General features: G+C 68.8%; 31 protein-coding genes. All 31 read left to right on the top strand.

Annotated elements, in window-relative coordinates; translation table 11 throughout:
- The first annotated feature begins 38 nt into the window (after nucleotides 1–38).
- The 31 genes from ACIG87_RS06295 (at nucleotide 39) to ACIG87_RS06145 (ending at nucleotide 20,243) form a co-directional block, all read left to right on the top strand.
- Entirely contained in the window at nucleotides 39–407 is a 369-nt protein-coding gene (locus ACIG87_RS06295; protein ID WP_396848688.1) for a hypothetical protein, read from the top strand.
- A gap of 445 nt (nucleotides 408–852) precedes the next feature.
- Nucleotides 853–1,275 carry a hypothetical protein gene (locus ACIG87_RS06290; RefSeq protein ID WP_396848752.1) on the top strand — a complete coding sequence of 141 codons (423 nt, stop codon included), beginning with the start codon at nucleotides 853–855 and terminating at the stop codon, nucleotides 1,273–1,275.
- A 471-nt stretch (nucleotides 1,276–1,746) separates the two neighbouring features.
- Nucleotides 1,747–2,121, top strand: coding sequence for a 30S ribosomal protein S12 (gene rpsL, locus ACIG87_RS06285; protein WP_007465318.1), 375 nt, complete (start codon nucleotides 1,747–1,749; stop codon nucleotides 2,119–2,121).
- Between the two features lies 1 nt (nucleotide 2,122).
- A complete protein-coding gene (gene rpsG, locus ACIG87_RS06280; RefSeq protein ID WP_091242043.1) occupies nucleotides 2,123–2,593 on the top strand; it encodes a 30S ribosomal protein S7 in 471 nt (156 codons plus the stop codon).
- A 75-nt stretch (nucleotides 2,594–2,668) separates the two neighbouring features.
- Nucleotides 2,669–4,765 carry an elongation factor G gene (gene fusA, locus ACIG87_RS06275; protein WP_396848686.1) on the top strand — a complete coding sequence of 699 codons (2,097 nt, stop codon included), beginning with the start codon at nucleotides 2,669–2,671 and terminating at the stop codon, nucleotides 4,763–4,765.
- 219 nt (nucleotides 4,766–4,984) lie between these two features.
- Nucleotides 4,985–6,178, top strand: coding sequence for an elongation factor Tu (tuf, locus tag ACIG87_RS06270; RefSeq protein ID WP_067301408.1), 1,194 nt, complete (start codon nucleotides 4,985–4,987; stop codon nucleotides 6,176–6,178).
- A gap of 354 nt (nucleotides 6,179–6,532) precedes the next feature.
- Nucleotides 6,533–6,841 (top strand): 30S ribosomal protein S10, encoded by a 309-nt coding sequence (rpsJ, locus tag ACIG87_RS06265; protein WP_007073037.1) that lies wholly within the window; start codon nucleotides 6,533–6,535, stop codon nucleotides 6,839–6,841.
- Nucleotides 6,842–6,852: 11 nt separating this feature from the next.
- Nucleotides 6,853–7,518 (top strand): 50S ribosomal protein L3, encoded by a 666-nt coding sequence (rplC, locus tag ACIG87_RS06260; RefSeq protein ID WP_328342830.1) that lies wholly within the window; start codon nucleotides 6,853–6,855, stop codon nucleotides 7,516–7,518.
- Nucleotides 7,515–8,192, top strand: a complete 678-nt coding sequence (rplD, locus tag ACIG87_RS06255; RefSeq protein ID WP_396848684.1) for a 50S ribosomal protein L4 — start codon at nucleotides 7,515–7,517, stop codon at nucleotides 8,190–8,192. The genes rplC and rplD overlap by 4 nt, the downstream gene beginning before the upstream one ends.
- Entirely contained in the window at nucleotides 8,189–8,491 is a 303-nt protein-coding gene (gene rplW, locus ACIG87_RS06250) for a 50S ribosomal protein L23 (RefSeq protein ID WP_007465304.1), read from the top strand. Before rplD ends, rplW begins: the two co-directional genes overlap by 4 nt.
- A 12-nt stretch (nucleotides 8,492–8,503) precedes the next feature.
- Complete coding sequence (gene rplB, locus ACIG87_RS06245; protein WP_091242024.1) at nucleotides 8,504–9,343, top strand: 50S ribosomal protein L2; 840 nt, start codon at nucleotides 8,504–8,506, stop codon at nucleotides 9,341–9,343.
- A 12-nt stretch (nucleotides 9,344–9,355) separates the two neighbouring features.
- Nucleotides 9,356–9,637 (top strand): 30S ribosomal protein S19, encoded by a 282-nt coding sequence (gene rpsS / locus ACIG87_RS06240; RefSeq protein ID WP_088647003.1) that lies wholly within the window; start codon nucleotides 9,356–9,358, stop codon nucleotides 9,635–9,637.
- A gap of 39 nt (nucleotides 9,638–9,676) precedes the next feature.
- Complete coding sequence (gene rplV, locus ACIG87_RS06235; RefSeq protein ID WP_396848682.1) at nucleotides 9,677–10,135, top strand: 50S ribosomal protein L22; 459 nt, start codon at nucleotides 9,677–9,679, stop codon at nucleotides 10,133–10,135.
- Nucleotides 10,135–11,007 carry a 30S ribosomal protein S3 gene (gene rpsC, locus ACIG87_RS06230; RefSeq protein ID WP_396848680.1) on the top strand — a complete coding sequence of 291 codons (873 nt, stop codon included), beginning with the start codon at nucleotides 10,135–10,137 and terminating at the stop codon, nucleotides 11,005–11,007. The genes rplV and rpsC overlap by 1 nt, the downstream gene beginning before the upstream one ends.
- Before the next feature lie 3 nt (nucleotides 11,008–11,010).
- Nucleotides 11,011–11,436 carry a 50S ribosomal protein L16 gene (gene rplP / locus ACIG87_RS06225; protein ID WP_088647000.1) on the top strand — a complete coding sequence of 142 codons (426 nt, stop codon included), beginning with the start codon at nucleotides 11,011–11,013 and terminating at the stop codon, nucleotides 11,434–11,436.
- A complete protein-coding gene (rpmC, locus tag ACIG87_RS06220) occupies nucleotides 11,436–11,672 on the top strand; it encodes a 50S ribosomal protein L29 (RefSeq protein WP_013288628.1) in 237 nt (78 codons plus the stop codon). The genes rplP and rpmC overlap by 1 nt, the downstream gene beginning before the upstream one ends.
- Nucleotides 11,669–11,950, top strand: a complete 282-nt coding sequence (rpsQ, locus tag ACIG87_RS06215) for a 30S ribosomal protein S17 (RefSeq protein WP_396848677.1) — start codon at nucleotides 11,669–11,671, stop codon at nucleotides 11,948–11,950. Before rpmC ends, rpsQ begins: the two co-directional genes overlap by 4 nt.
- A gap of 100 nt (nucleotides 11,951–12,050) precedes the next feature.
- A complete protein-coding gene (rplN, locus tag ACIG87_RS06210; protein WP_007465279.1) occupies nucleotides 12,051–12,419 on the top strand; it encodes a 50S ribosomal protein L14 in 369 nt (122 codons plus the stop codon).
- Nucleotides 12,416–12,736, top strand: coding sequence for a 50S ribosomal protein L24 (gene rplX / locus ACIG87_RS06205; protein ID WP_357778838.1), 321 nt, complete (start codon nucleotides 12,416–12,418; stop codon nucleotides 12,734–12,736). Before rplN ends, rplX begins: the two co-directional genes overlap by 4 nt.
- Nucleotides 12,736–13,305 (top strand): 50S ribosomal protein L5, encoded by a 570-nt coding sequence (rplE, locus tag ACIG87_RS06200; protein ID WP_091242008.1) that lies wholly within the window; start codon nucleotides 12,736–12,738, stop codon nucleotides 13,303–13,305. Before rplX ends, rplE begins: the two co-directional genes overlap by 1 nt.
- 1 nt (nucleotide 13,306) lies before the next feature.
- Nucleotides 13,307–13,492 (top strand): type Z 30S ribosomal protein S14, encoded by a 186-nt coding sequence (locus ACIG87_RS06195; RefSeq protein ID WP_007465272.1) that lies wholly within the window; start codon nucleotides 13,307–13,309, stop codon nucleotides 13,490–13,492.
- Between the two features lie 96 nt (nucleotides 13,493–13,588).
- A complete protein-coding gene (rpsH, locus tag ACIG87_RS06190; protein WP_067301438.1) occupies nucleotides 13,589–13,996 on the top strand; it encodes a 30S ribosomal protein S8 in 408 nt (135 codons plus the stop codon).
- Between the two features lie 16 nt (nucleotides 13,997–14,012).
- Nucleotides 14,013–14,555: a 50S ribosomal protein L6 gene (rplF, locus tag ACIG87_RS06185; RefSeq protein WP_067301442.1), complete on the top strand. Its 543-nt coding sequence runs from the start codon at nucleotides 14,013–14,015 to the stop codon at nucleotides 14,553–14,555.
- The gene (rplR, locus tag ACIG87_RS06180) at nucleotides 14,552–14,941 is read left to right on the top strand and encodes a 50S ribosomal protein L18 (RefSeq protein ID WP_067301445.1); all 390 of its coding nucleotides are present in this window, start codon (nucleotides 14,552–14,554) and stop codon (nucleotides 14,939–14,941) included. Before rplF ends, rplR begins: the two co-directional genes overlap by 4 nt.
- A gap of 33 nt (nucleotides 14,942–14,974) precedes the next feature.
- Nucleotides 14,975–15,589 carry a 30S ribosomal protein S5 gene (gene rpsE / locus ACIG87_RS06175; protein WP_088646996.1) on the top strand — a complete coding sequence of 205 codons (615 nt, stop codon included), beginning with the start codon at nucleotides 14,975–14,977 and terminating at the stop codon, nucleotides 15,587–15,589.
- Entirely contained in the window at nucleotides 15,589–15,771 is a 183-nt protein-coding gene (gene rpmD, locus ACIG87_RS06170; RefSeq protein WP_396848674.1) for a 50S ribosomal protein L30, read from the top strand. The genes rpsE and rpmD overlap by 1 nt, the downstream gene beginning before the upstream one ends.
- Nucleotides 15,771–16,214, top strand: coding sequence for a 50S ribosomal protein L15 (gene rplO / locus ACIG87_RS06165; RefSeq protein WP_088646994.1), 444 nt, complete (start codon nucleotides 15,771–15,773; stop codon nucleotides 16,212–16,214). Before rpmD ends, rplO begins: the two co-directional genes overlap by 1 nt.
- 235 nt (nucleotides 16,215–16,449) lie before the next feature.
- Nucleotides 16,450–17,778 (top strand): preprotein translocase subunit SecY, encoded by a 1,329-nt coding sequence (gene secY / locus ACIG87_RS06160; protein WP_396848672.1) that lies wholly within the window; start codon nucleotides 16,450–16,452, stop codon nucleotides 17,776–17,778.
- A complete protein-coding gene (locus tag ACIG87_RS06155) occupies nucleotides 17,779–18,432 on the top strand; it encodes an adenylate kinase (RefSeq protein ID WP_396848670.1) in 654 nt (217 codons plus the stop codon).
- 96 nt (nucleotides 18,433–18,528) lie between these two features.
- The gene (gene map, locus ACIG87_RS06150; protein ID WP_396848669.1) at nucleotides 18,529–19,380 is read left to right on the top strand and encodes a type I methionyl aminopeptidase; all 852 of its coding nucleotides are present in this window, start codon (nucleotides 18,529–18,531) and stop codon (nucleotides 19,378–19,380) included.
- Nucleotides 19,381–19,634: 254 nt separating this feature from the next.
- A complete protein-coding gene (locus tag ACIG87_RS06145; protein WP_396848668.1) occupies nucleotides 19,635–20,243 on the top strand; it encodes a DUF1707 domain-containing protein in 609 nt (202 codons plus the stop codon).
- Nucleotides 20,244–20,434 lie beyond the last annotated feature (191 nt).

Raw genomic sequence — 20,434 nt, 5'->3', positions numbered from 1 at the left:
AGTGCTCGATACGGGGGTGGCCGGGCATGATGGTGGGCATGACGACCGCTCCGGGGCAGGCGCCGGTGACGTACCAACCGCCACGTCATCCGCTCGACCCCGACCCGGTGCGCGCCACCAAGGCGCGGGCCGTCTTCGCGCTCGGCCTGATCGGGGCGCTGACCGGGCTCTTCGTCGGCGGGGTGGTGCCCGCCACGATCGCCCTCCAGTTGGCCCGGCAGGCCCGCCGGGAGGCGTACGCCTCGGGTGGTTTCCTCACCGGGGCGGCCTGGCTGCGGCGGGGGGAGCGGTTGGCCTGGGTGGGGCTGGTGCTGGTCGCGGTCGCCGTGGTGACGCTGGTGGTGATCGGCGTGGTCCGGTTGGCCGAGTCCCCGTACGGGCAGGACTTCGCCCCGAACATGGACTGACCCCCGTCGGGGTGATGATCCGGCGGGGAGCACCCACGGTGCGCGGCGACGGTAGCCTGGCCGGTGTCCGTCGCGTGACGGTGGACCCAGCTCGCGACAGGAGGACCACGTGACGGAACCGGTGCCGCCGTCGGGAGGCGACCCGGGCGGGCCGCCCTCCGGCTCCCCGGAGCCCGGCCCGGCTGGTTGGGCCCGTCCCGATCAGGGGCCCGGTGATCCGGCCCGTCCCGATCCGTGGGCTGTGGGCCCCTGGGGGGCGCCGTCCGCCCCCGGGCCGGTCCATGGTGCCGGTGTCCCGCCGGAGGCCGCTCCCATCGGGTACGCCCCACCGCCGCCCCCCGGCGCGGCTGCCGTCGGCCCGTCCGGGGCCGGGTCGTTGCCCGGTTGGGGTGGGCCGGTCCTCGGATCGGGCGGCGCACACCCCGGGGGGCGCGCACCCGGGCCGCTGCCCCCGCCACCGCCGGACGCCCCCCGCGCCCCGAAGCGGGTCGACCCGGTCCCCGGCACGCCCTTCGGGGTGGTGCACCTGGACGTGCCGGCGGTCACCTCCGGTCCTGCGGTGGGGTCGCTGATCGCCGGGGTGGTGTCGATCCTGGTCTCGTTCCTGGTGATCTGCTTCGGCGTCGGGGGAGCGCAGCTCGGCGGGGCCTGGGCGGCCGGCGCGTTCACGGTGCCGGGCGTGCTGGCCGGCGGGGCGGCGATCGTCGCCGGGATGCTGGCCCGCCGGCAGATCCGGCGGGCCGCGCCGCCGCCGGCGGTGCGGTTCACCGGTCGGGGCCTGGCGACGGCCGGAATCAGCTGTGGTGGGGTGGGGCTGGTGCTCAGCCTGCTGGGGCTGGGGCTGGCGTTGCTGGTGCAGTTGGCGTGACCCCCGTCGGCCGGGGGTGACCGGCTGCCGCCCGCGGCAGCCGGTACACTGGAGGTCCTAGGGGCCCGTCACGGGCGAGCAGGCAGGGCACACGGCGCGACCGACGGGGATCTATGAGACCCGTCGGACCAGCCCGTTTTGACCTGCGAGGCTGTGGTAGGTACTCTTTCCCCTTGCGCCCGGGCATGCCTGGGCGACTCGTGCGTGCGCGGGATCCGGATTGATCCGGAGATCGAGCGGCCGTGCGACACAGTCCAAGACCCGGCGTGCGCACCATCTTGCGCCGGTGACAGAAGCCGGTGCGCGCGTGAGCGACCGCACCGGGACCGTGAATCGGGCGACACACCCGACCGCGGGTACCGGGGCCTCCGTGAGGCGGCACCGGTCGGAATGTAGGAGAGCCGACCATCAGGTCGGCTAACGAGCAGACGGCGCGGTCGCGTGAGCGGCCGAAGGGAGCGGAGAAACCCGGTGCCCACCATTCAGCAGCTGGTCCGAAAGGGCCGCCAGGCCAAGACGACCAAGACCAAGACCCCGGCGCTGAAGGGATCCCCTCAGCGGCGCGGTGTGTGCACCCGCGTGTACACCACCACCCCCAAGAAGCCGAACTCGGCGCTCCGCAAGGTCGCTCGTGTCAAGCTCAGCAGCCAGATCGAGGTGACCGCCTACATCCCGGGCGTGGGTCACAACCTGCAGGAGCACTCGATCGTGCTCGTTCGCGGCGGCCGGGTGAAGGACCTCCCCGGCGTGCGTTACAAGATCGTCCGCGGTTCGCTGGACACCCAGGGTGTCCGCAACCGCAAGCAGGCGCGCAGCCGTTACGGCGCGAAGAAGGAGAAGAGCTGACATGCCGCGTAAGGGACCCGCTCCGCGGAAGCCGCTGGTCGCTGACCCGGTGTACAACTCGCCTCTGGTCACCCAGTTGGTCAACAAGATCCTGATGCGCGGTAAGCGTCAGCTCGCCGAGCGCATCGTGTACGCGGCCCTGGAGGGCTGCCGCGAGAAGAGCGGCACCGACCCGGTCGTCACCCTCAAGCGGGCGATGGACAACGTCAAGCCGACCCTCGAGGTGCGCAGCCGCCGCGTCGGTGGCGCCACCTACCAGGTGCCGGTCGAGGTCCGTCCGGCCCGGGCCACCACTCTCGGTCTGCGCTGGCTGGTGACGTACTCCAAGGCCCGTCGTGAGAAGACCATGATCGAGCGGCTGATGAACGAGCTGCTGGACGCGAGCAACGGTCTGGGCGCCGCCGTCAAGCGGCGCGAGGACACCCACAAGATGGCGGAGTCCAACAAGGCCTTCGCGCACTACCGCTGGTAACAGCCTGGTTCCGCCGCCGGACCGGCGGCGGAACCGTCACCAGTCGAGTCGAGACGACGATAAGTAGGGATTGAAGTGGCCGCCGCAGACGCGCTCGCCAACGTACGCAACATCGGCATCATGGCGCACATCGATGCCGGTAAGACCACGACCACCGAGCGGATCCTGTTCTACACCGGTATCACCTACAAGATCGGTGAGGTCCACGAGGGCGCTGCCGTCATGGACTGGATGGAGCAGGAGCAGGAGCGTGGCATCACGATCACCTCCGCTGCTACCAAGTGTGAGTGGAAGGGCCACACGATCCAGATCATCGACACGCCCGGTCACGTCGACTTCACGGTCGAGGTCGAGCGGTCGCTGCGGGTGCTGGATGGTGCGGTCGCGGTCTACGACGGCGTCGCCGGCGTGGAGCCGCAGACGGAGAACGTCTGGCGGCAGGCCGACAAGTACCACGTCCCGCGGATGTGCTTCGTCAACAAGCTCGACCGCACGGGCGCGGACTTCTTCCGCTGTGTGCAGATGATGATCGACCGGCTCAACGCCACCCCGCTGGTGCTCCAGATTCCGATCGGGCTCGAGGGCGACCACATCGGTGTCGTCGACCTGATCGGCATGCGTGCCCTCACCTGGCGCGGGGAGACCCAGAAGGGTGAGGACTACGCGATCGAGGAGATCCCGGCCGAGCTGGCCGACTCCGCGGCCGAGTGGCGCGAGAAGCTGATGGAGACCCTGGCCGACGTCGACGACGCGGTGATGGAGAAGTACCTGGAGGGCGAGGAGATCTCCGTCGAGGAGATCAAGGCCGCCATCCGGCGGTCCACCATCGCCAGCAAGGCCAACCCGGTGCTGTGCGGCTCGGCGTTCAAGAACAAGGGCGTGCAGCCCATGCTCGACGCCGTGGTCGACTTCCTGCCGTCGCCGCTGGACGTCCCGGCGATCGAGGGTACGGCCACCGACGGTGAGACCCCGCTGGTGCGTAAGCCGTCCAAGTCGGAGCCCTTCTCCGGCCTGGCCTTCAAGATCCAGACGGACAAGCACCTCGGCAAGCTCACCTACGTCCGGGTCTACTCCGGTCTGCTCGAGTCCGGCTCCCAGGTGGTCAACTCCACCAAGGACCGCAAGGAGCGGATCGGCAAGATCTACCAGATGCACGCCAACAAGCGGGAAGAGCGTCCGACGGCGCAGGCCGGCGACATCATCGCGGTGCAGGGGCTCAAGCAGACCACCACCGGCGACACGCTCTCCGACCCGGCGAACCCGGTGATCCTGGAGTCGATGACCTTCCCGGAGCCGGTCATCTCGGTGGCGATCGAGCCGAAGACCAAGTCCGACCAGGAGAAGCTCGGCACCGCGATCCAGCGGCTGGCCGAGGAGGACCCGACCTTCCGGGTCCGGCTCGACGAGGAGACCGGTCAGACGGTCATCTCCGGCATGGGCGAGCTGCACCTGGACATCCTGGTCGACCGGATGCGGCGCGAGTTCAACGTCGAGGCCAACGTCGGCAAGCCGCAGGTGGCGTACCGGGAGACCATCCGCCGCAAGGTGGACAAGGTCGAGTACACCCACAAGAAGCAGACCGGTGGCTCCGGCCAGTACGCCCGCGTCATCGTGAGCATCGAGCCGCTGCCGCTGGACAACGAGTCGCCGACCTACGAGTTCGCCAACGCGGTCAGCGGTGGTCGTATCCCGCGGGAGTTCATCCCGTCGGTCGACGCCGGCGCGCAGGACGCCATGCAGTACGGCGTCCTGGCGGGCTTCCCGCTGGTCGGGGTCAAGCTGACGCTGCTCGACGGTCAGTACCACGACGTCGACTCGTCGGAAATGGCATTCAAGATCGCCGGCTCGATGGTGATGAAGGACGCGGCCCGCAAGGCCGACCCGGCATTGCTCGAGCCGATGATGGCCGTTGAGGTCACCACTCCTGAGGAGAACATGGGTGACGTCATCGGCGACCTCAACTCCCGCCGCGGCATCATCCAGGCGATGGAGGAGCGCAGCGGCGCCCGCATCGTGAGGGCTCTGGTGCCGTTGTCGGAGATGTTCGGCTACGTCGGCGACCTGCGGTCGAAGACCCAGGGCCGGGCTAGCTACAGCATGCAGTTCGACTCCTACGCCGAGGTGCCGCAGAGCGTGGCGAAGGAGATCATCGCCAAGGCGACGGGTGAGTGACGCTCACCTGCTGCCGATCCGGTGAGCCGGGGCCGGTCGCGGGAGGGAATCCCACCCGCGACCACCTCGGTCGGGTTGTATGAATCCGGGCCTGTAGGCTTCATCGCCGCAGAACCCACCAAGCTCTCCGGCCGCAGGCCGGAAAGGCTGTCGACAGAGTCCTAAGCGCCGTCCGGCGCGCCGGGGCGAACGAACCAAGAAGTCCACAGGAGGACACCAGTGGCGAAGGCTAAGTTCGAGCGGACTAAGCCGCACGTCAACATCGGCACCATTGGTCACATCGACCACGGTAAGACGACGCTGACGGCGGCCATCACGAAGGTCCTGCACGACCAGTACCCGGACCTCAACCCGTACACGCCGTTCGACGAGATCGACAAGGCGCCGGAGGAGAAGGCCCGCGGCATCACGATCTCGATCGCACACGTCGAGTACCAGACCGAGGCGCGGCACTACGCGCACGTCGACTGCCCCGGGCACGCCGACTACATCAAGAACATGATCACCGGTGCCGCCCAGATGGACGGCGCGATCCTGGTGGTCGCGGCGACCGACGGCCCGATGCCGCAGACCCGCGAGCACGTGCTGCTGGCCCGTCAGGTCGGCGTGCCGTACATCGTCGTGGCGCTCAACAAGAGCGACATGGTCGACGACGAGGAGCTCCTGGAGCTCGTCGAGCTCGAGGTTCGCGAGCTGCTGTCGGCGCAGGAGTACCCGGGTGACGACCTGCCGGTCGTGCGGGTCTCGGCGCTGCGGGCCCTCGAGGGTGACCCCGAGTGGACCGGTCGCCTGCTGGAGCTGATGAACGCGGTCGACACCGCGATCCCGCAGCCCGAGCGCGAGACCGAGAAGCCGTTCCTGATGCCGATCGAGGACGTCTTCACGATCACCGGTCGTGGCACGGTCGTCACCGGTCGCGCCGAGCGCGGCATCCTCAAGCCGAACGAGGAGGTGGAGATCGTCGGCATCCGCGAGAAGTCGCAGAAGACGGTCTGCACCGGCATCGAGATGTTCCGCAAGCTGCTCGACGAGGCCCGCGCGGGCGAGAACGTCGGTCTGCTGCTGCGTGGCATCAAGCGCGAGGACGTCGAGCGCGGCATGGTGGTCGTCAAGCCGGGCACCAGCACCCCGCACACGGAGTTCGAGGCGACGGTCTACATCCTCTCCAAGGAGGAGGGCGGCCGGCACACCCCGTTCTTCCAGAACTACCGTCCGCAGTTCTACTTCCGGACCACGGACGTCACCGGTGTCGTCACCCTCCCCGAGGGCACCGAGATGGTCATGCCGGGCGACAACACCACGATGGCCGTGAAGCTCATCCAGCCCATCGCGATGGAGGACAACCTCAAGTTCGCGATCCGCGAGGGTGGTCGTACGGTCGGCGCTGGTCGCGTCACCAAGATCATCAAGTGAGCTAGGTAACCCCGATTAGCGTTGCCGCCGGTCGTGCGGCATACTAGTCAGGTTGCGTAACGACGGTTAGTCGCCCGTGTCCGGCGAAAGTTGGACCTCCGGGATGGCCAACAGTCGCGCGTAGGGTGGTTGATCGCCCCTGGCGGTCAACCACCCTCGCACGGCGTCCAGATCGCTGTGATGCGATCGGCGCCTTGACCCACCGCGTGGTCAGAGAGTCGCTCCGGAGTCCCGGGGCGGAGCCTGGTCCGAGGGCGCGACACGCCCGACCGCGGGGGTCGGCGAAGTGGGCCTGTACCAGCCGGTACAGGCGCCCGCAACACAGCGGCATCGAGAGAAGGAACAGAAGCCACCATGGCGGGACAGAAGATCCGCATCCGGCTCAAGGCCTATGACCACGAGGTCGTCGACTCCTCGGCGCGGAAGATCGTCGAGACGGTGACGCGCACCGGGGCGCAGGTCGCGGGCCCGGTGCCGCTGCCCACGGAGATCAACCGTTTCTGCGTCATCCGCTCGCCGCACAAGTACAAGGACTCGCGCGAGCACTTCGAGATGCGCACGCACAAGCGGCTGATCGACATCATCGACCCGACCCCGAAGACGGTCGACTCGCTCATGCGCCTCGACCTGCCGGCTGGCGTCGACATCGAGATCAAGCTGTAGGGACCGGACAAATGGACAGGCAAGTCAAGGGGATCCTGGGCGCCAAGCTCGGTATGACCCAGGTCTGGGACAACAACAAGGTTGTGCCCGTGACCGTGGTTCAGGCCGGCCCGTGCGTCGTCAGCCAGGTTCGTAGCGCCGAGAAGGACGGTTACTCCGCAGTCCAGCTCGCCTACGGCACGATCGACCCGCGCAAGGCCAAGAAGCCGCTCAGCGGGCACTACGCCAAGGCGGACGTGGCGCCGCGCCGGCACATCGTCGAGCTGCGCACCGCGAACGCGGCGGACTACTCGCTGGGCCAGGAGGTCACGGTCGAGGAGTTCCCGGCCGGCGTGACCATCGACGTCACCGGCAAGACCAAGGGCAAGGGCTACGCCGGCCCGATGAAGCGGCACGGCTTCCACGGTCTGCGCGCCAGCCACGGTGTCGAGCGCAAGCACCGCTCGCCGGGCTCCATCGGCGCGTGCGCGACCCCGGGTCGCGTCTTCAAGGGCACCCGGATGGCGGGTCGGATGGGTGGCGTGCGCTACACCGTCCAGAACCTGACCGTCCAGGCGGTCGACACCGAGAACAACCTCCTGCTCGTCCGTGGTGCCATCCCCGGCCCCAAGGGCGCGCTGGTCCTGGTCCGCACCGCGGCCAAGACGAAGGCGAAGAAGGGCGGTGTGGCCAAGTGACCACCGTTGACGTCCGCAACGTCGAAGGCGCCACGAGCGGCTCCGTCGAGCTGCCGGCCGACATCTTCGACGTCCAGGCCAACATCGCGCTGATGCACCAGGTCGTGGTGGCTCAGCTCGCGGCGGCCCGGCAGGGCACCCACAAGGTCAAGACCCGCGGCGAGGTCGCCGGCGGCGGCAAGAAGCCGTACAAGCAGAAGGGCACCGGTCGGGCCCGGCAGGGCTCGATCCGCGCGCCGCAGTTCGCCGGCGGTGGCGTGGTGCACGGCCCGGTGCCGCGCGACTACAGCCAGCGGACCCCGAAGAAGATGAAGGCCGCCGCCCTGCGTGGCGCCCTCTCCGACCGGGCCCGCGCCGGCCAGGTGCACGTCGTCGAGGCGTTCGTCTCGGGCGAGAAGCCGTCGACCAAGGCGGCCCTGGCCACGCTGGCCAAGCTCACCGAGGCCCGCCGGGTCCTGGTCGTGCTGAGCGGCACCGACGAGCTGAACTGGGTGTCGCTGCGCAACGAGCCGCGGGTGCACCTGATCGAGTCCGGCCAACTCAACACGTACGACGTGCTGGTGGCCGACGACGTGGTCTTCACCAAGGAAGCCCTGGACGAGTTCCTGGGGCTGCCGACGGAGGTCGGCCCTGCGGCCGAGCCCGCCGAGACCACCGAGGAGGGTGGCAAGTGAGCACGATCGCCGACCCGCGGGACATTATCGTCGCGCCGGTCGTCTCGGAGAAGAGCTACAGCGAGCTGAACCGAAACTGGTACACCTTCCTGGTGCACCCGGACGCGAACAAGACCGAGATCAAGATCGCTATCCAGCAGATCTTCAACGTCCGCGTCCTGACGGTCAACACGCTCAACCGCCAGGGCAAGCGCAAGCGCACCAAGACCGGCTTCGGTCAGCGCAAGGCGACCAAGCGGGCGATCGTGAAGCTGGCTGACGGTGACCGTATCGAGGCCTTCGGCGGCCCGGTCAGCTGAGGGGTGTAGACAATGGCTATCCGTAAGTACAAGCCGACGACGCCGGGCCGACGCGGCTCCAGCGTCGCCGACTTCGCCGAGATCACCCGGTCCACGCCGGAGAAGTCGCTGCTGGCTCCGCTGCCGAAGAAGGGCGGACGCAACGCCCACGGCCGGATCACCACCCGGCACCACGGTGGCGGCCACAAGCGGCAGTACCGCCTGATCGACTTCAAGCGGGTCGACAAGGACGGCGTGCCGGCGAAGGTCGCGCACATCGAGTACGACCCGAACCGCACCGCGCGTATCGCGCTGCTGCACTACGCCGACGGCGAGAAGCGGTACATCCTCGCGCCGAAGGACATGAAGCAGGGTGACCGCGTCGAGTCCGGGCCGGGCGCCGACATCAAGCCGGGCAACAACCTGCCGTTGCGCAACATCCCGGTCGGTACCACCATCCACAACGTGGAGCTGCGTCCCGGCGGCGGCGCCAAGCTGGCCCGTTCGGCCGGCGTCGGCATCCAGCTGCTCGGCCGGGAGGGCGTCTACGCGACCCTCCGGATGCCGTCCGGTGAGATCCGGCGGGTCGACGTCCGCTGCCGCGCCAGCATCGGCGAGATCGGCAACGCCGACCAGTCGAACATCAACTGGGGCAAGGCCGGCCGGATGCGGTGGAAGGGCAAGCGCCCGACCGTCCGTGGTGTCGCGATGAACCCGGTCGACCACCCGCACGGTGGTGGTGAGGGTAAGACCTCCGGTGGTCGCCACCCGGTGAACCCGCAGGGTAAGCCCGAGGGCCGCACCCGTCGTAAGGGCCAGCCGAGCGACCGGCTGATCGTCCGCCGCCGCTACGCCACGCGTAAGCGCGGCTGAGGGAGATAGAGCATGCCTCGCAGCCTGAAGAAGGGCCCGTTCATCGACGACCACCTGCTCAAGAAGGTGGAGACGCAGAACGACAAGGGCTCGAAGAACGTCATCAAGACCTGGTCGCGGCGCTCGACGATCATCCCCGAGATGCTCGGGCACACGATCGCCGTGCACGACGGACGCAAGCACGTCCCGGTGTTCGTGACCGAGGCCATGGTCGGGCACAAGCTCGGCGAGTTCGCGCTGACCCGCACGTTCAAGGGTCACGAGAAGGACGACCGGAAGAGCCGCCGGCGCTGAGCCGCGGGCATACGGATAGAGGAACAAGGGGTTACAGCGATGCCAGGAAAGGGCGACGCTCCGGTGCTTCCGGGCGCGCGGGCGGTTGCGCGACACGTGCGCATCTCGCCGATGAAGGCGCGCCGGGTGGTCAACCTCGTCCGCGGCCTGCCCGCGAAGGAGGCGCTCACGGTGCTGCAGTTCGCGCCACAGGCGGCGAGCGAGCAGGTGTACAAGGTGCTCGCGAGCGCGATCGCCAACGCGGAGAACAACGAGCGGCTGGACCCCGATGCGCTGCTCGTCAGCGAGGCGTTCGTCGACGAGGGCCCGACCATGAAGCGGTTCCGGCCGCGGGCGCAGGGCCGGGCGTACCGGATCCGCAAGCGCACCTGCCACATCACCGTGGCGGTCGAGGCGGTCGCGCCGGCCGCGCCGAAGAAGGTCGCGGCGAAGAAGGCCGCACCGGCGCAGCAGGCCGAGGCCGCTGAGACGGAGAGCAAGACGGAGGGCGCCGAGTAATGGGTCAGAAGGTTCACCCCACTGGATTCCGGCTCGGCATCTCGACCGACTGGAAGTCCCGCTGGTTCGCGGACAAGCTCTACAAGGACTACATCGGCGAGGATGTCAAGATCCGCCGAATGATGTCCAAGGGCCTCGAGCGTGCCGGCATTTCCAAGGTCGACATCGAGCGCACCCGGGACCGGGTCCGCGTCGACATCCACACCGCCCGGCCGGGCATCGTCATCGGCCGTAAGGGTGCGGAGGCCGACCGGATCCGCGGCGAGCTGGAGAAGCTCACCGGCAAGCAGGTGCAGCTGAACATCATCGAGGTGAAGAACCCCGAGTCGGACGCGCAGCTGGTTGCCCAGGGCGTCGCCGAGCAGCTCTCGAGCCGGGTCAGCTTCCGTCGGGCCATGCGCAAGTCCATGCAGTCGGCGATGAAGAACCCCGTCTGCAAGGGCATCCGGGTCCAGGTCTCGGGTCGTCTCGGCGGTGCCGAGATGAGCCGCACGGAGTTCTACCGTGAGGGCCGGGTTCCGCTGCACACGCTGCGGGCCAACATCGAGTACGGCTTCTTCGAGGCCCGTACCACCTTCGGCCGGATCGGCGTGAAGGTCTGGATCTACAAGGGCGACGCCGTGCCGGGCCGGGAGGCTCCGGCCGAGGCCGGTCCGTCCCGCCCGCGTCGTGGTGAGCGTGGCGACCGGCCCGAGCGGCCGCGTCGTGGCCGGTCGGGTTCGTCTGGTACGACCGCCGGCGGTACCGAGGCCGGCCGGGCTGCCGCGACCACCATCGCGCAGCAGGCCGAGACGCCGAGCGGTGACCCGGTCGACAGCTCCGCTGTCGCCTCGGCCGTCACCCAGCCGGCAGAAACGCAGCAGGAGGGCTGACAGATGCTGATGCCGCGCAAGCCCCCGAAGGGCTTCCGCAAGCCGCACCACCCGGACCGCCACGGCGCGTCCAAGGGCGGTAACCGGGTGGTGTTCGGCGAGTTCGGGATCCAGGCTCTCGAGCCGGCGTACGTGACCAACCGGCAGATCGAGTCGGCACGTATCGCGATGACCCGGCACATCAAGCGTGGTGGCAAGGTCTGGATCACGGTCTTCCCGGACCAGGCCCTCACCAAGAAGCCGGCCGAGACCCGGATGGGTTCCGGTAAGGGTTCGCCCGAGTGGTGGGTCGCGAACGTCAAGCCGGGGCGGGTTCTCTTCGAGATGTCCTTCCCCAACGAGCAGATCGCGCGAGAGGCGATGCGTCGCGCGATCCACAAACTCCCGATGAAGTGCCGCATTGTTACGCGCGAAGTGGGTGAATCCTGATGGCAGCGGGCGTCAAGCCTTCCGAGCTGCGTGAACTCTCCGAGGAGGAGCTGGTCACGAAGCTGCGCGAGGCCAAGGCGGAGCTGTTCAACCTCCGCGTGCAGGCCGCGACCGGTCAGCTGGACAACAACCGGCGGTTGCAGGTCATCCGTCGGGAGATCGCCCGGATCTACACGATCATGCGTGAGCGCGAGCTGGGTCTCTCGGCCGCGCCGACTGAGGTGACTGCATCATGAGCGAGACCGAGAACACCACCGCCACCGTGCGGGCCCGCCGTAAGGTTCGTGAGGGCCTGGTGGTCAGCGACAAGATGGACAAGACCATCGTGGTCGAGGTCGAGGACCGGGTCAAGCACGCGTTGTACGGCAAGATCATGCGTCGTACCCGCAAGCTGAAGGTCCACGACGAGCAGAACGCCGCCGGCATCGGTGACCGGGTCTCGATCATGGAGACCCGACCGCTGTCCGCCACCAAGCGGTGGCGGATCGTGGAGATCCTCGAGAAGGCCAAGTAGCGAAGGCTCGAGCTCGGCCGGTTTCGGTCGGGCGCAGGTTCCGCCAGGCTCCGGCCGTCCGCGAGGACGGCCGGAGAACCGGCAGACATAGGAGATAGACGTGATTCAGCAGGAGTCGCGACTGCGCGTCGCCGACAACACGGGTGCCCGGGAGATCCTGTGCATCCGGGTTCTCGGTGGCTCCGGTCGGCGCTACGCGAGCATCGGCGACGTCATCGTGGCCACCGTCAAGGACGCGATCCCGGGTGCCGGTGTCAAGAAGGGCGACGTCGTCAAGGCGGTCGTCGTTCGCACCGCCAAGGAGCGGCGGCGGCCGGACGGTTCGTACATCCGCTTCGACGAGAACGCCGCCGTCATCATCAAGGACGGCGGGGACCCGCGCGGCACCCGTATCTTCGGCCCGGTGGGTCGGGAGCTGCGGGACAAGCGGTTCATGAAGATCATTTCCCTCGCGCCGGAGGTGTTGTGACCGTGAAGGTCAAGAAGGGCGACACGGTCATCGTCATCGCCGGCAAGGACAAGGGTGCCAAGGGTAAGGTCATCGCGTCCTACCCGCGGCAGGACAAGGTCCTCGTCGAAGGCGTGAACCGGGTCAAGAAGCACACCCGTATCAGCACCACCCAGCGTGGCGCCAAGACCGGTGGCATCGTCACCCAGGAGGCCCCGATCCACGTCTCGAACGTGCAGGTCCTGGACTCCGACGGGAACCCGACCCGGGTCGGTTACCGGTTCGACGACAACGGCCAGAAGGTCCGCATCGCGCGTAGCACCGGTAAGGACCTGTGATGACCACGGCTACCGAAACCAAGACCCTGCCGCGCCTCAAGGAGCGGTACCGCAACGAGATCGTGGCCAAGCTGCAGGAGCAGCACAGCTTCGGCAACCCCATGCAGGTGCCGCGGCTGGTCAAGATCGTCGTCAACATGGGTGTCGGCGAGGCCGCTCGCGACGCCAAGCTGATCGACGGCGCCGTCCGCGACCTGGCCACGATCACCGGCCAGAAGCCGCAGGTGCGGCGGGCCACCAAGTCGATCGCGCAGTTCAAGCTGCGTGAGGGCATGCCGATCGGCGCGAAGGTGACCCTGCGCGGCGACCGGATGTGGGAGTTCCTGGACCGGCTGCTGTCGATCGCGCTGCCGCGTATCCGTGACTTCCGCGGCCTGGACGGGCGCAAGCTGGACGGGCACGGCAACTACACGTTCGGCCTGACCGAGCAGTCGGTGTTCCACGAGATCGACCAGGACCGGATCGATCGCCAGCGGGGCATGGACATCACGGTGGTCACGACCGCCACGACCGACGACGAGGGCCGGGCGCTGCTCAAGCTCCTGGGCTTCCCGTTCAAGGAGAACTGAGATGGCCAAGAAGGCGCTGATCATCAAGGCGGCTGCGAAGCCGAAGTTCTCGGTTCGCGCGTACACCCGCTGCCAGCGGTGCGGGCGTCCGAAGGCGGTCTACCGCAAGTTCGGTCTCTGCCGGGTGTGCATCCGGGAGATGGCCCACCGCGGTGAGCTGCCCGGCGTGTCCAAGGCTTCCTGGTAATAGCCCGGCGCGCTTCGGCGTGTCAGCTGAACTGTCTCTTCGCCGTAGGCCCCGGGCCGTGCCCGGGGAACCCCGGCGAGAAAGGTTGACGAATTCATGACGATGACCGACCCGATCGCAGACATGCTCACGCGTCTGCGTAACGCCAACCAGGCGTACCACGACCGGGTGACGATGCCCTACTCGAAGATCAAGGCGAACATCGCCGAGGTCCTCAAGGCCGAGGGTTACATCGCCACCTGGTTGGTCGAGGAGCCCGAGGAGGGCGCCGTCGGCAAGCGACTGGTCGTCGAGTTGAAGTACGGCCAGAACCGGGAGCGGAGCCTGGCCGGCATCAAGCGCGTGTCCAAGCCCGGTCTCCGGGTGTACGCCAAGTCGGACGGGCTCCCGCGGGTGCTCGGCGGGCTGGGCGTGGCGATCATTTCGACGTCCCAGGGGCTGCTCACCGACCGGCAGGCCCGCAAGCGGAGCGTTGGCGGGGAAGTCCTCGCCTTCGTCTGGTAACGGGAGACAGGTAGAAATGTCGCGTATTGGACGTAAGTCGATCCCGGTGCCTTCCGGCGTCGACATCACGATCGAGGGTCAGACCGTCAAGGTCAAGGGCCCGAAGGGCGAGCTGTCGCACACGCTCGCCGAGCCGATCAGGGCAGAGCGGGGCGAGGACGGCCAGCTGCACGTCAACCGGCCGAACGACGAGCGCAAGGCCAAGGAGCTGCACGGCCTGAGCCGTACCCTGGTCGCCAACATGATCGTCGGGGTGACCGAGGGCTACCGCAAGAGCCTGGAGATCGCCGGCACCGGTTACCGGGTCACGGCCAAGGGCAAGGATCTCGAGTTCGCGCTCGGGTTCTCGCACCCGGTGCTGGTCCCCGCGCCGGACGGCATCACCTTCACGGTGGAGCGGCCGACCCTGTTCCACGTGGCCGGCATCGACAAGCAGCAGGTCGGTGAGGTCGCCGCCAACATCCGGAAGATCCGCCCGCCGGAGCCCTACAAGGGCAAGGGCGTCAAGTACCAGGGCGAGGTCATCCGCCGCAAGGCCGGAAAGGCAGGTAAGAAGTGAGCGCCACGTTGCTCAAGCGCCGCCGCGGCGTCGCCGCCAAGCGCGCCGTCGGCCGTGCGCGTCGACACTTCCGGGTCCGCAAGAACGTCAGCGGCACCGCCGAGCGTCCCCGCCTCGTGGTCACCCGGTCGCTGCGGCACATCGTCGCCCAGGTCGTCGACGACACCAAGGGTCACACCCTGGCGTCGGCCTCGACCCTGGACGCGTCGCTGCGCGGTGCGGAGGGCGACAAGAGCGCCCTGGCCGGCAAGGTCGGTAGCCTGCTCGCCGAGCGGGCCAAGGCCGCCGGTGTGTCCAAGGTCGTCTTCGACCGCGGTGGCAGCCGGTACGCGGGGCGGGTCGCCGCGCTTGCCGACGCCGCCCGCGAAGCCGGGCTCGAGTTCTAGAAACCCCGTCACGAGAGATAAGGAAGGCTGCTGATGCCAGGTCAACAGCGCCGTGGCGGCGGGTCCGGTGGCAACGAGGGTGGTCGCCGCGACAACCGCCGTGAGGGCGGCCGCGGAAACGCGCCCGTCGAGAAGACCCCGCACCTCGAGCGGGTCGTCGCGATCAACCGCGTCGCCAAGGTCGTGAAGGGTGGTCGTCGCTTCAGCTTCACCGCCCTGGTGATCGTGGGCGACGGCGACGGCACGGTCGGCGTGGGCTACGGAAAGGCCAAGGAGGTGCCTGCGGCGATCGCCAAGGGTGTCGAGGAGGCCAAGAAGCACTTCTTCAAGGTGCCGCGGATCGGTCAGTCGATCCCGCACCCGATCCAGGGTGAGGCCGCCGCCGGCGTCGTGCTGCTCAAGCCGGCGTCCGCCGGTACGGGCGTCATCGCCGGTGGCCCGGTGCGTGCCGTGCTGGAGTGCGCGGGCATCCACGACGTGCTCTCCAAGAGCCTCGGCTCGTCCAACCCGATCAACATCGTGCACGCCACGGTGGCGGCGCTGAAGGGGCTCGAGTCCCCGGAGGCCGTCGCGGCCCGTCGTGGCCTGCCGGTTGAGGACGTCGCGCCGGCCGCCATGCTGGCGTCGCGGGCGGGGGTGGCATCCTGATGGCACGCCTGAAGGTCACCCAGATCCGGTCCGGGATCGGGAAGAAGCAGAACCAGCGGCACTCGCTGCGTTCGCTCGGCCTGAAGCGGATCAATGACGTGGTGGTCAAGGAGGACCGTCCCGAGATTCGGGGCATGATCTTCACGGTCAGCCACCTCGTGAAGGTCGAGGAGGTCGAGTAATGACGATCAAGGTTCACCACCTGCGTCCCGCCCCGGGCGCCAAGACCGCGAAGACCCGGGTGGGTCGCGGTGAGGGCTCCAAGGGCAAGACCGCCGGTCGCGGTACCAAGGGCTCGAAGGCCCGCAAGAACATCTCGGCGGCGTTCGAGGGTGGGCAGATGCCCATCCACATGCGCCTGCCGAAGATGAAGGGCTTCAAGAACAAGTTCAAGGTCGTCTTCCAGGTGGTCAACCTGGACCGGCTCGCGGAACTGTTCCCCAACGGCGGCCAGGTCGGCCCGCTGGAGCTGGTCGAGGCCGGCGCGGTCCGCAAGGGCCACCCGGTCAAGATCCTCGGCACCGGCGACCTCGGCGGGGTGACCCTCCAGGTGTCGGCGCAGGCGTTCAGCGCGTCGGCCAAGGAGAAGATCACCGCCGCCGGTGGCTCCGTCACCGAGCTGTAGGTCAGGCAATCCATGGCGCCCGCTCAGTTCTCAGTGACTGGGCGGGCGTCGTGGTCTACCCGGAGAGTGTGCGCCGGGTAACATCGGATTTGGTTTATGTAGCCGGGCACACCTGCCCGGAGCGGGATTGGGCTGTTAGAGTCCCTTCCCAGCCATGGATATCGGGCACTCGCCCGGCACCCACCCCGACCCGCCAGGGACCACCACCGGGCGGCCCGCGCGCAGGAGGAAGAAGTTGCTGTCCGCCTTTCTCAGTGCGTTCCGTACGCCTGACCTGCGCAAGAAGCTGCTGTTCACAGTAAGCATCATCGCGGTCTACCGGCTCGGCGCCACTCTGCCCAGCCCCGGCGTCTCGTACGGCAACGTGCAGAAGTGTCTCGACAGTCTGCAGGGGCAGAACACGGGCGTGCTCAACCTGCTCGACCTGTTCTCCGGCGGCGCGCTGTTGCAGCTCTCGGTCTTCGCGCTGGGCATCATGCCCTACATCACCGCGTCGATCATCCTGCAGCTGCTGACGGTGGTCATCCCCCGGCTGGAGCAGCTCCGCAAGGAGGGCCAGGCCGGCCAGGCGAAGATCACCCAGTACACCCGCTACCTGACCCTCGGTCTGGGCATCCTCCAGTCGTCGGCGTTCGTGGCGCTGGCCCGTTCCGGCCAGCTCTTCCAGAACCGCTGCGACCAGTTCCCGATCGTGCCCAAGGGCACCGGCATCCCGGACTGGCTGACGCTCGGCATCCTGGTCATGACGATGACCGCCGGTACCGGCATGGTGATGTGGCTCGGCGAGCTGATCACCGACCGCGGCGTCGGCAACGGCATGTCCGTCCTGATCTTCACCTCGATCGCGGCCCGGCTCCCCAGCGAGGGCTGGAAGATCAAGACCAACGAGGGCTGGGGCAAGTTCGCCCTGGTGCTCGTGCTGGTCCTGCTGGTCATCACCGCGGTCTGCTTCATCGAGCAGGCACAGCGCCGGATCCCGGTGCAGTACGCCAAGCGGATGATCGGCCGGCGGATGTACGGCGGCACCTCCACCTACATCCCGCTGAAGGTGAACCAGGCCGGTGTCATCCCGGTCATCTTCGCCTCGTCGCTGCTCTACCTGCCGCAGCTGGCGCTCCAGTTCTTCGACCAGACCGACCCGGGCAAGACCCAGGCCTGGATCCAGAACAACATCGTGCAGGCCGACGCGCCGCTGCACATCGTGATCTACTTCCTGCTGATCATCTTCTTCACGTACTTCTACGTGTCGATCACGTTCAACCCGACCGAGGTCGCGGACAACATGAAGAAGTACGGCGGCTTCGTGCCGGGCATCCGCCCCGGCAAGCCGACCGCCGACTACCTCGACTTCATCCTCAGCCGGATCACTCTGCCGGGCGCGCTCTACCTGGGCATCGTGGCCGTCCTGCCGAACTTCTTCTTCATCTGGCTGAACAGCCAGCAGTTCCAGAACTTCCCGTTCGGCGGCACCGCTGTGCTCATCATGGTCGGCGTCGGTCTGGAGACCGTGAAGCAGATCGAGAGCCAACTCATGCAGCGGAACTACGAAGGGTTCCTGCGGTAGATGCGACTCGTTCTGGTTGGCCCGCCGGGCGCGGGCAAGGGCACACAGGCGGAGTTCATCGCCGCACACCTCTCGGTGCCGAAGATCTCGACCGGTGACATCTTCCGGGCCAACGTCTCGCAGGGGACGCCCCTGGGAGTCGAGGCGAAGCGGTACATGGACGCGGGCAAGCTGGTCCCGGACGAGGTGACCATCAACATGGTCCGGGACCGGCTCGCCGAGCCGGACGCCTCCGAGGGCTTCCTGCTCGACGGCTTCCCGCGTACCACGCCGCAGGCCGCCGCGCTGGACAAGCTCCTCGCCGACCTGGGCACCGCGCTGGATCTGGTGCTGGAGCTGGTGGTCGACGACGACGAGGTGATCCGGCGGCTCTCCGGCCGGCGTACCTGCCGGGGCTGCGGAAAGATCTGGCACGTCGAGTTCGACGCGACCACCCGCGAGGGTGTCTGCGACCGGTGCGGTGCCGACCTGTTCCAGCGCGACGACGACAAGCCGGAGACCATCGCGGCCCGGCTGCGCGAGTACGCCGAGAAGACCGCGCCGCTTGTCGACTACTACGGTGCCCAGAACAAGCTGGTCGGGATCGACGCCACCGGCCCGGTGGAGGACGTTACGGTCCGCGCGATCGACGCGCTGCGCTCGTACGGCGGCTGACCTCCCGCCGGAGCCCGGCGGATAGAGTGCGAACAGCGGGGTACCCGACGTGCCCCGCTGTTTCGCTGTGTACCGGCAACGAAAGGTGACCGCTCCATGCGCCGTGCCCAGCTGGACATCCAGCTGAAGACCCCTGACCAGATCGAGAAGATGCGGGCCGCCGGCCTGGTGGTCGCCGAGGCCCTGCAACGGATGAGCGCGGCGGTCGCCCCCGGGGTGAGTACGGCCGACCTCGACGCGATCGCCGAGGCGACCATCCGGGAGGCCGGGGCGATTCCGTCGTTCAAGGGCTACCACGGCTTCCCCGCCTCGATCTGCTCGTCGGTCAACGAGCAGGTGGTGCACGCGATCCCGGCCGCGAGCCAGGTGCTCCGGGAGGGCGACCTCATCTCGATCGACTGTGGCGCGGTGCTGGACGGCTGGCACGGCGACGCGGCGGTCACCGTCGGGGTGGGCGAGGTCGACCCGGCGCTGTCGAAGATGGCCTCGGTGGCCGAGGACGCCATGTGGGCCGGGATCGCCGCCGCCGCGCGGGGCGCCGCCAGCGGTCGGGGCCGGCTCACCGACATCTCGCACGCGGTCGAGAGCGCGGTCCGCAGAGGCGGCCGGTACGGCATCGTCGACGGCTACGGTGGGCACGGCATCGGCACCGAGATGCACCAGGATCCGCACGTGCTCAACCACGGCCGGCCCGGCAAGGGGCCGCGCCTGGTGCCCGGCATGGCGCTGGCGATCGAGCCGATGATCACCATGGGTTCACCGCGCACCGTCGAGCTGTCCGACGGGTGGACCGTGGTCACCCGGGACCGGTCGACGGCGGCGCACGTCGAGCACTCGATGGCGTTGCTGGCGGACGGGGTCTGGGTGCTGACCGCCTTCGACGGCGGTCGGGCCCGGCTGGGCGAGCTGGTGACCGCCCGGCAGCCGGCCGGCTCCCCAGCGATCTGACCCGACCCACCCGCTGGTTCGCTCCCCGATCCGGTGGAGCTGGTGAGGTGCCGTGGACGACTCAGGCGCCGGTAGGCCGTGAGTCGCTGACGTCATCAGCTCCAAAGGACCGGTGGCAGGGATGGGTGGGGCGGGTGGGGCGCAGGTGACGGACGTGGGCGGGTCGGCTTTCGAGGCCGCTTCGACGCCGCTGACAGGTGTTGGCGGGGTGTGCGGGTCGGCGGCGGTGGACCCGCAGTGTCATGCTTGCCGGCATGGAGGGGCGGGACGGGATGAGGGCGGCTGACGCCGACCGGGAAGCGACGGCGGAGCGGCTCCGGGTCGCCCTGGAGGAGGGCCGCCTCGACCTGCACGAGTACGACGAGCGCCTGCAGCAGACGTACGGGGCGAAGACCTACGCGGAGCTGGACACCGTACTGGCGGATCTGCCGGGGCCGGCGTCCCCGCAGCGGTCCGCCCTGGCCCCGGTCGGGCCCGGCACGGCCCCGGCGGTGCCCCCGGGACCGGTCCACCAGGACTCCGCGGCGACTCCCGGGCGGGAGGCGGTACCGGGGGAGCCGGTGGGCGGGGGACCGACCGGCGCTGTCCCGGCCCGCTGGCTGGTCGAGGTGTGGGGGCCCTGGCTGCGGGTGGCGGCCTTCTTCACGGTGATCTGGGCGATCTCCGCGGTCGGCAGCCGGGAACTGCTGTTCTACTGGCCGGTATGGGTGCTCGGCCCCTGGGGGGCCATGTTGCTCGCCCGGACCGCAGGTGGGTTCGCCACCGGGACGCCCGAGCGGGACGTTGCCCGGTGGGACCGGCGGCGGGCGGCCCGTGCGGTCCGCCGGCGGGAACGCCGGGAGCAGCGCCGGCACGATCGCTGACGTCGAGCGGGGCGGGTGCGGACCAGGAGCGGCGGAGCCGGGCCGGGCGGGTGCCGGGCCCGGGAACTACCGACCTGGTGTCCGGTTTCGTCCGGATGGGTGACGCCACGGGTGGCCGGTTTGGCGACCGCCCGTGGGCGGGCGTACACTTTCAGATCGGCGCACAGCGTCCACTCCGGCATGCCCACCCC

This window comes from Micromonospora sp. NPDC051925 (assembly GCF_044548625.1).
Taxonomy (GTDB): domain Bacteria; phylum Actinomycetota; class Actinomycetes; order Mycobacteriales; family Micromonosporaceae; genus Micromonospora.
Note: the sequence above shows the minus strand (reverse complement) of the source record. Positions and strands in the feature narration are given on the sequence as shown.

Excerpts from the sequence above, each read along its gene's own strand:
- rplB (WP_091242024.1), top strand. The coding sequence starts at position 8,504 with ATGGCTATCCGTAAGTACAAGCCGACGACGCCGGGCCGACGCGGCTCC.
- ACIG87_RS06145 (WP_396848668.1), top strand. The coding sequence starts at position 19,635 with ATGGAGGGGCGGGACGGGATGAGGGCGGCTGACGCCGACCGGGAAGCG.
- rpsC (WP_396848680.1), top strand. The coding sequence starts at position 10,135 with ATGGGTCAGAAGGTTCACCCCACTGGATTCCGGCTCGGCATCTCGACC.
- ACIG87_RS06295 (WP_396848688.1), top strand. The coding sequence starts at position 39 with ATGACGACCGCTCCGGGGCAGGCGCCGGTGACGTACCAACCGCCACGT.
- rpsH (WP_067301438.1), top strand. The coding sequence starts at position 13,589 with ATGACGATGACCGACCCGATCGCAGACATGCTCACGCGTCTGCGTAAC.
- rpsQ (WP_396848677.1), top strand. The coding sequence starts at position 11,669 with ATGAGCGAGACCGAGAACACCACCGCCACCGTGCGGGCCCGCCGTAAG.
- ACIG87_RS06195 (WP_007465272.1), top strand. The coding sequence starts at position 13,307 with ATGGCCAAGAAGGCGCTGATCATCAAGGCGGCTGCGAAGCCGAAGTTC.
- map (WP_396848669.1), top strand. The coding sequence starts at position 18,529 with ATGCGCCGTGCCCAGCTGGACATCCAGCTGAAGACCCCTGACCAGATC.
- rpmC (WP_013288628.1), top strand. The coding sequence starts at position 11,436 with ATGGCAGCGGGCGTCAAGCCTTCCGAGCTGCGTGAACTCTCCGAGGAG.
- rplV (WP_396848682.1), top strand. The coding sequence starts at position 9,677 with ATGCCAGGAAAGGGCGACGCTCCGGTGCTTCCGGGCGCGCGGGCGGTT.
- rpsJ (WP_007073037.1), top strand. The coding sequence starts at position 6,533 with ATGGCGGGACAGAAGATCCGCATCCGGCTCAAGGCCTATGACCACGAG.
- rplF (WP_067301442.1), top strand. The coding sequence starts at position 14,013 with ATGTCGCGTATTGGACGTAAGTCGATCCCGGTGCCTTCCGGCGTCGAC.
- rplC (WP_328342830.1), top strand. The coding sequence starts at position 6,853 with ATGGACAGGCAAGTCAAGGGGATCCTGGGCGCCAAGCTCGGTATGACC.
- ACIG87_RS06155 (WP_396848670.1), top strand. The coding sequence starts at position 17,779 with ATGCGACTCGTTCTGGTTGGCCCGCCGGGCGCGGGCAAGGGCACACAG.
- rplO (WP_088646994.1), top strand. The coding sequence starts at position 15,771 with ATGACGATCAAGGTTCACCACCTGCGTCCCGCCCCGGGCGCCAAGACC.
- rplE (WP_091242008.1), top strand. The coding sequence starts at position 12,736 with ATGACCACGGCTACCGAAACCAAGACCCTGCCGCGCCTCAAGGAGCGG.
- rpsG (WP_091242043.1), top strand. The coding sequence starts at position 2,123 with ATGCCGCGTAAGGGACCCGCTCCGCGGAAGCCGCTGGTCGCTGACCCG.
- rpmD (WP_396848674.1), top strand. The coding sequence starts at position 15,589 with ATGGCACGCCTGAAGGTCACCCAGATCCGGTCCGGGATCGGGAAGAAG.
- rpsS (WP_088647003.1), top strand. The coding sequence starts at position 9,356 with ATGCCTCGCAGCCTGAAGAAGGGCCCGTTCATCGACGACCACCTGCTC.
- rplP (WP_088647000.1), top strand. The coding sequence starts at position 11,011 with ATGCTGATGCCGCGCAAGCCCCCGAAGGGCTTCCGCAAGCCGCACCAC.
- rpsE (WP_088646996.1), top strand. The coding sequence starts at position 14,975 with ATGCCAGGTCAACAGCGCCGTGGCGGCGGGTCCGGTGGCAACGAGGGT.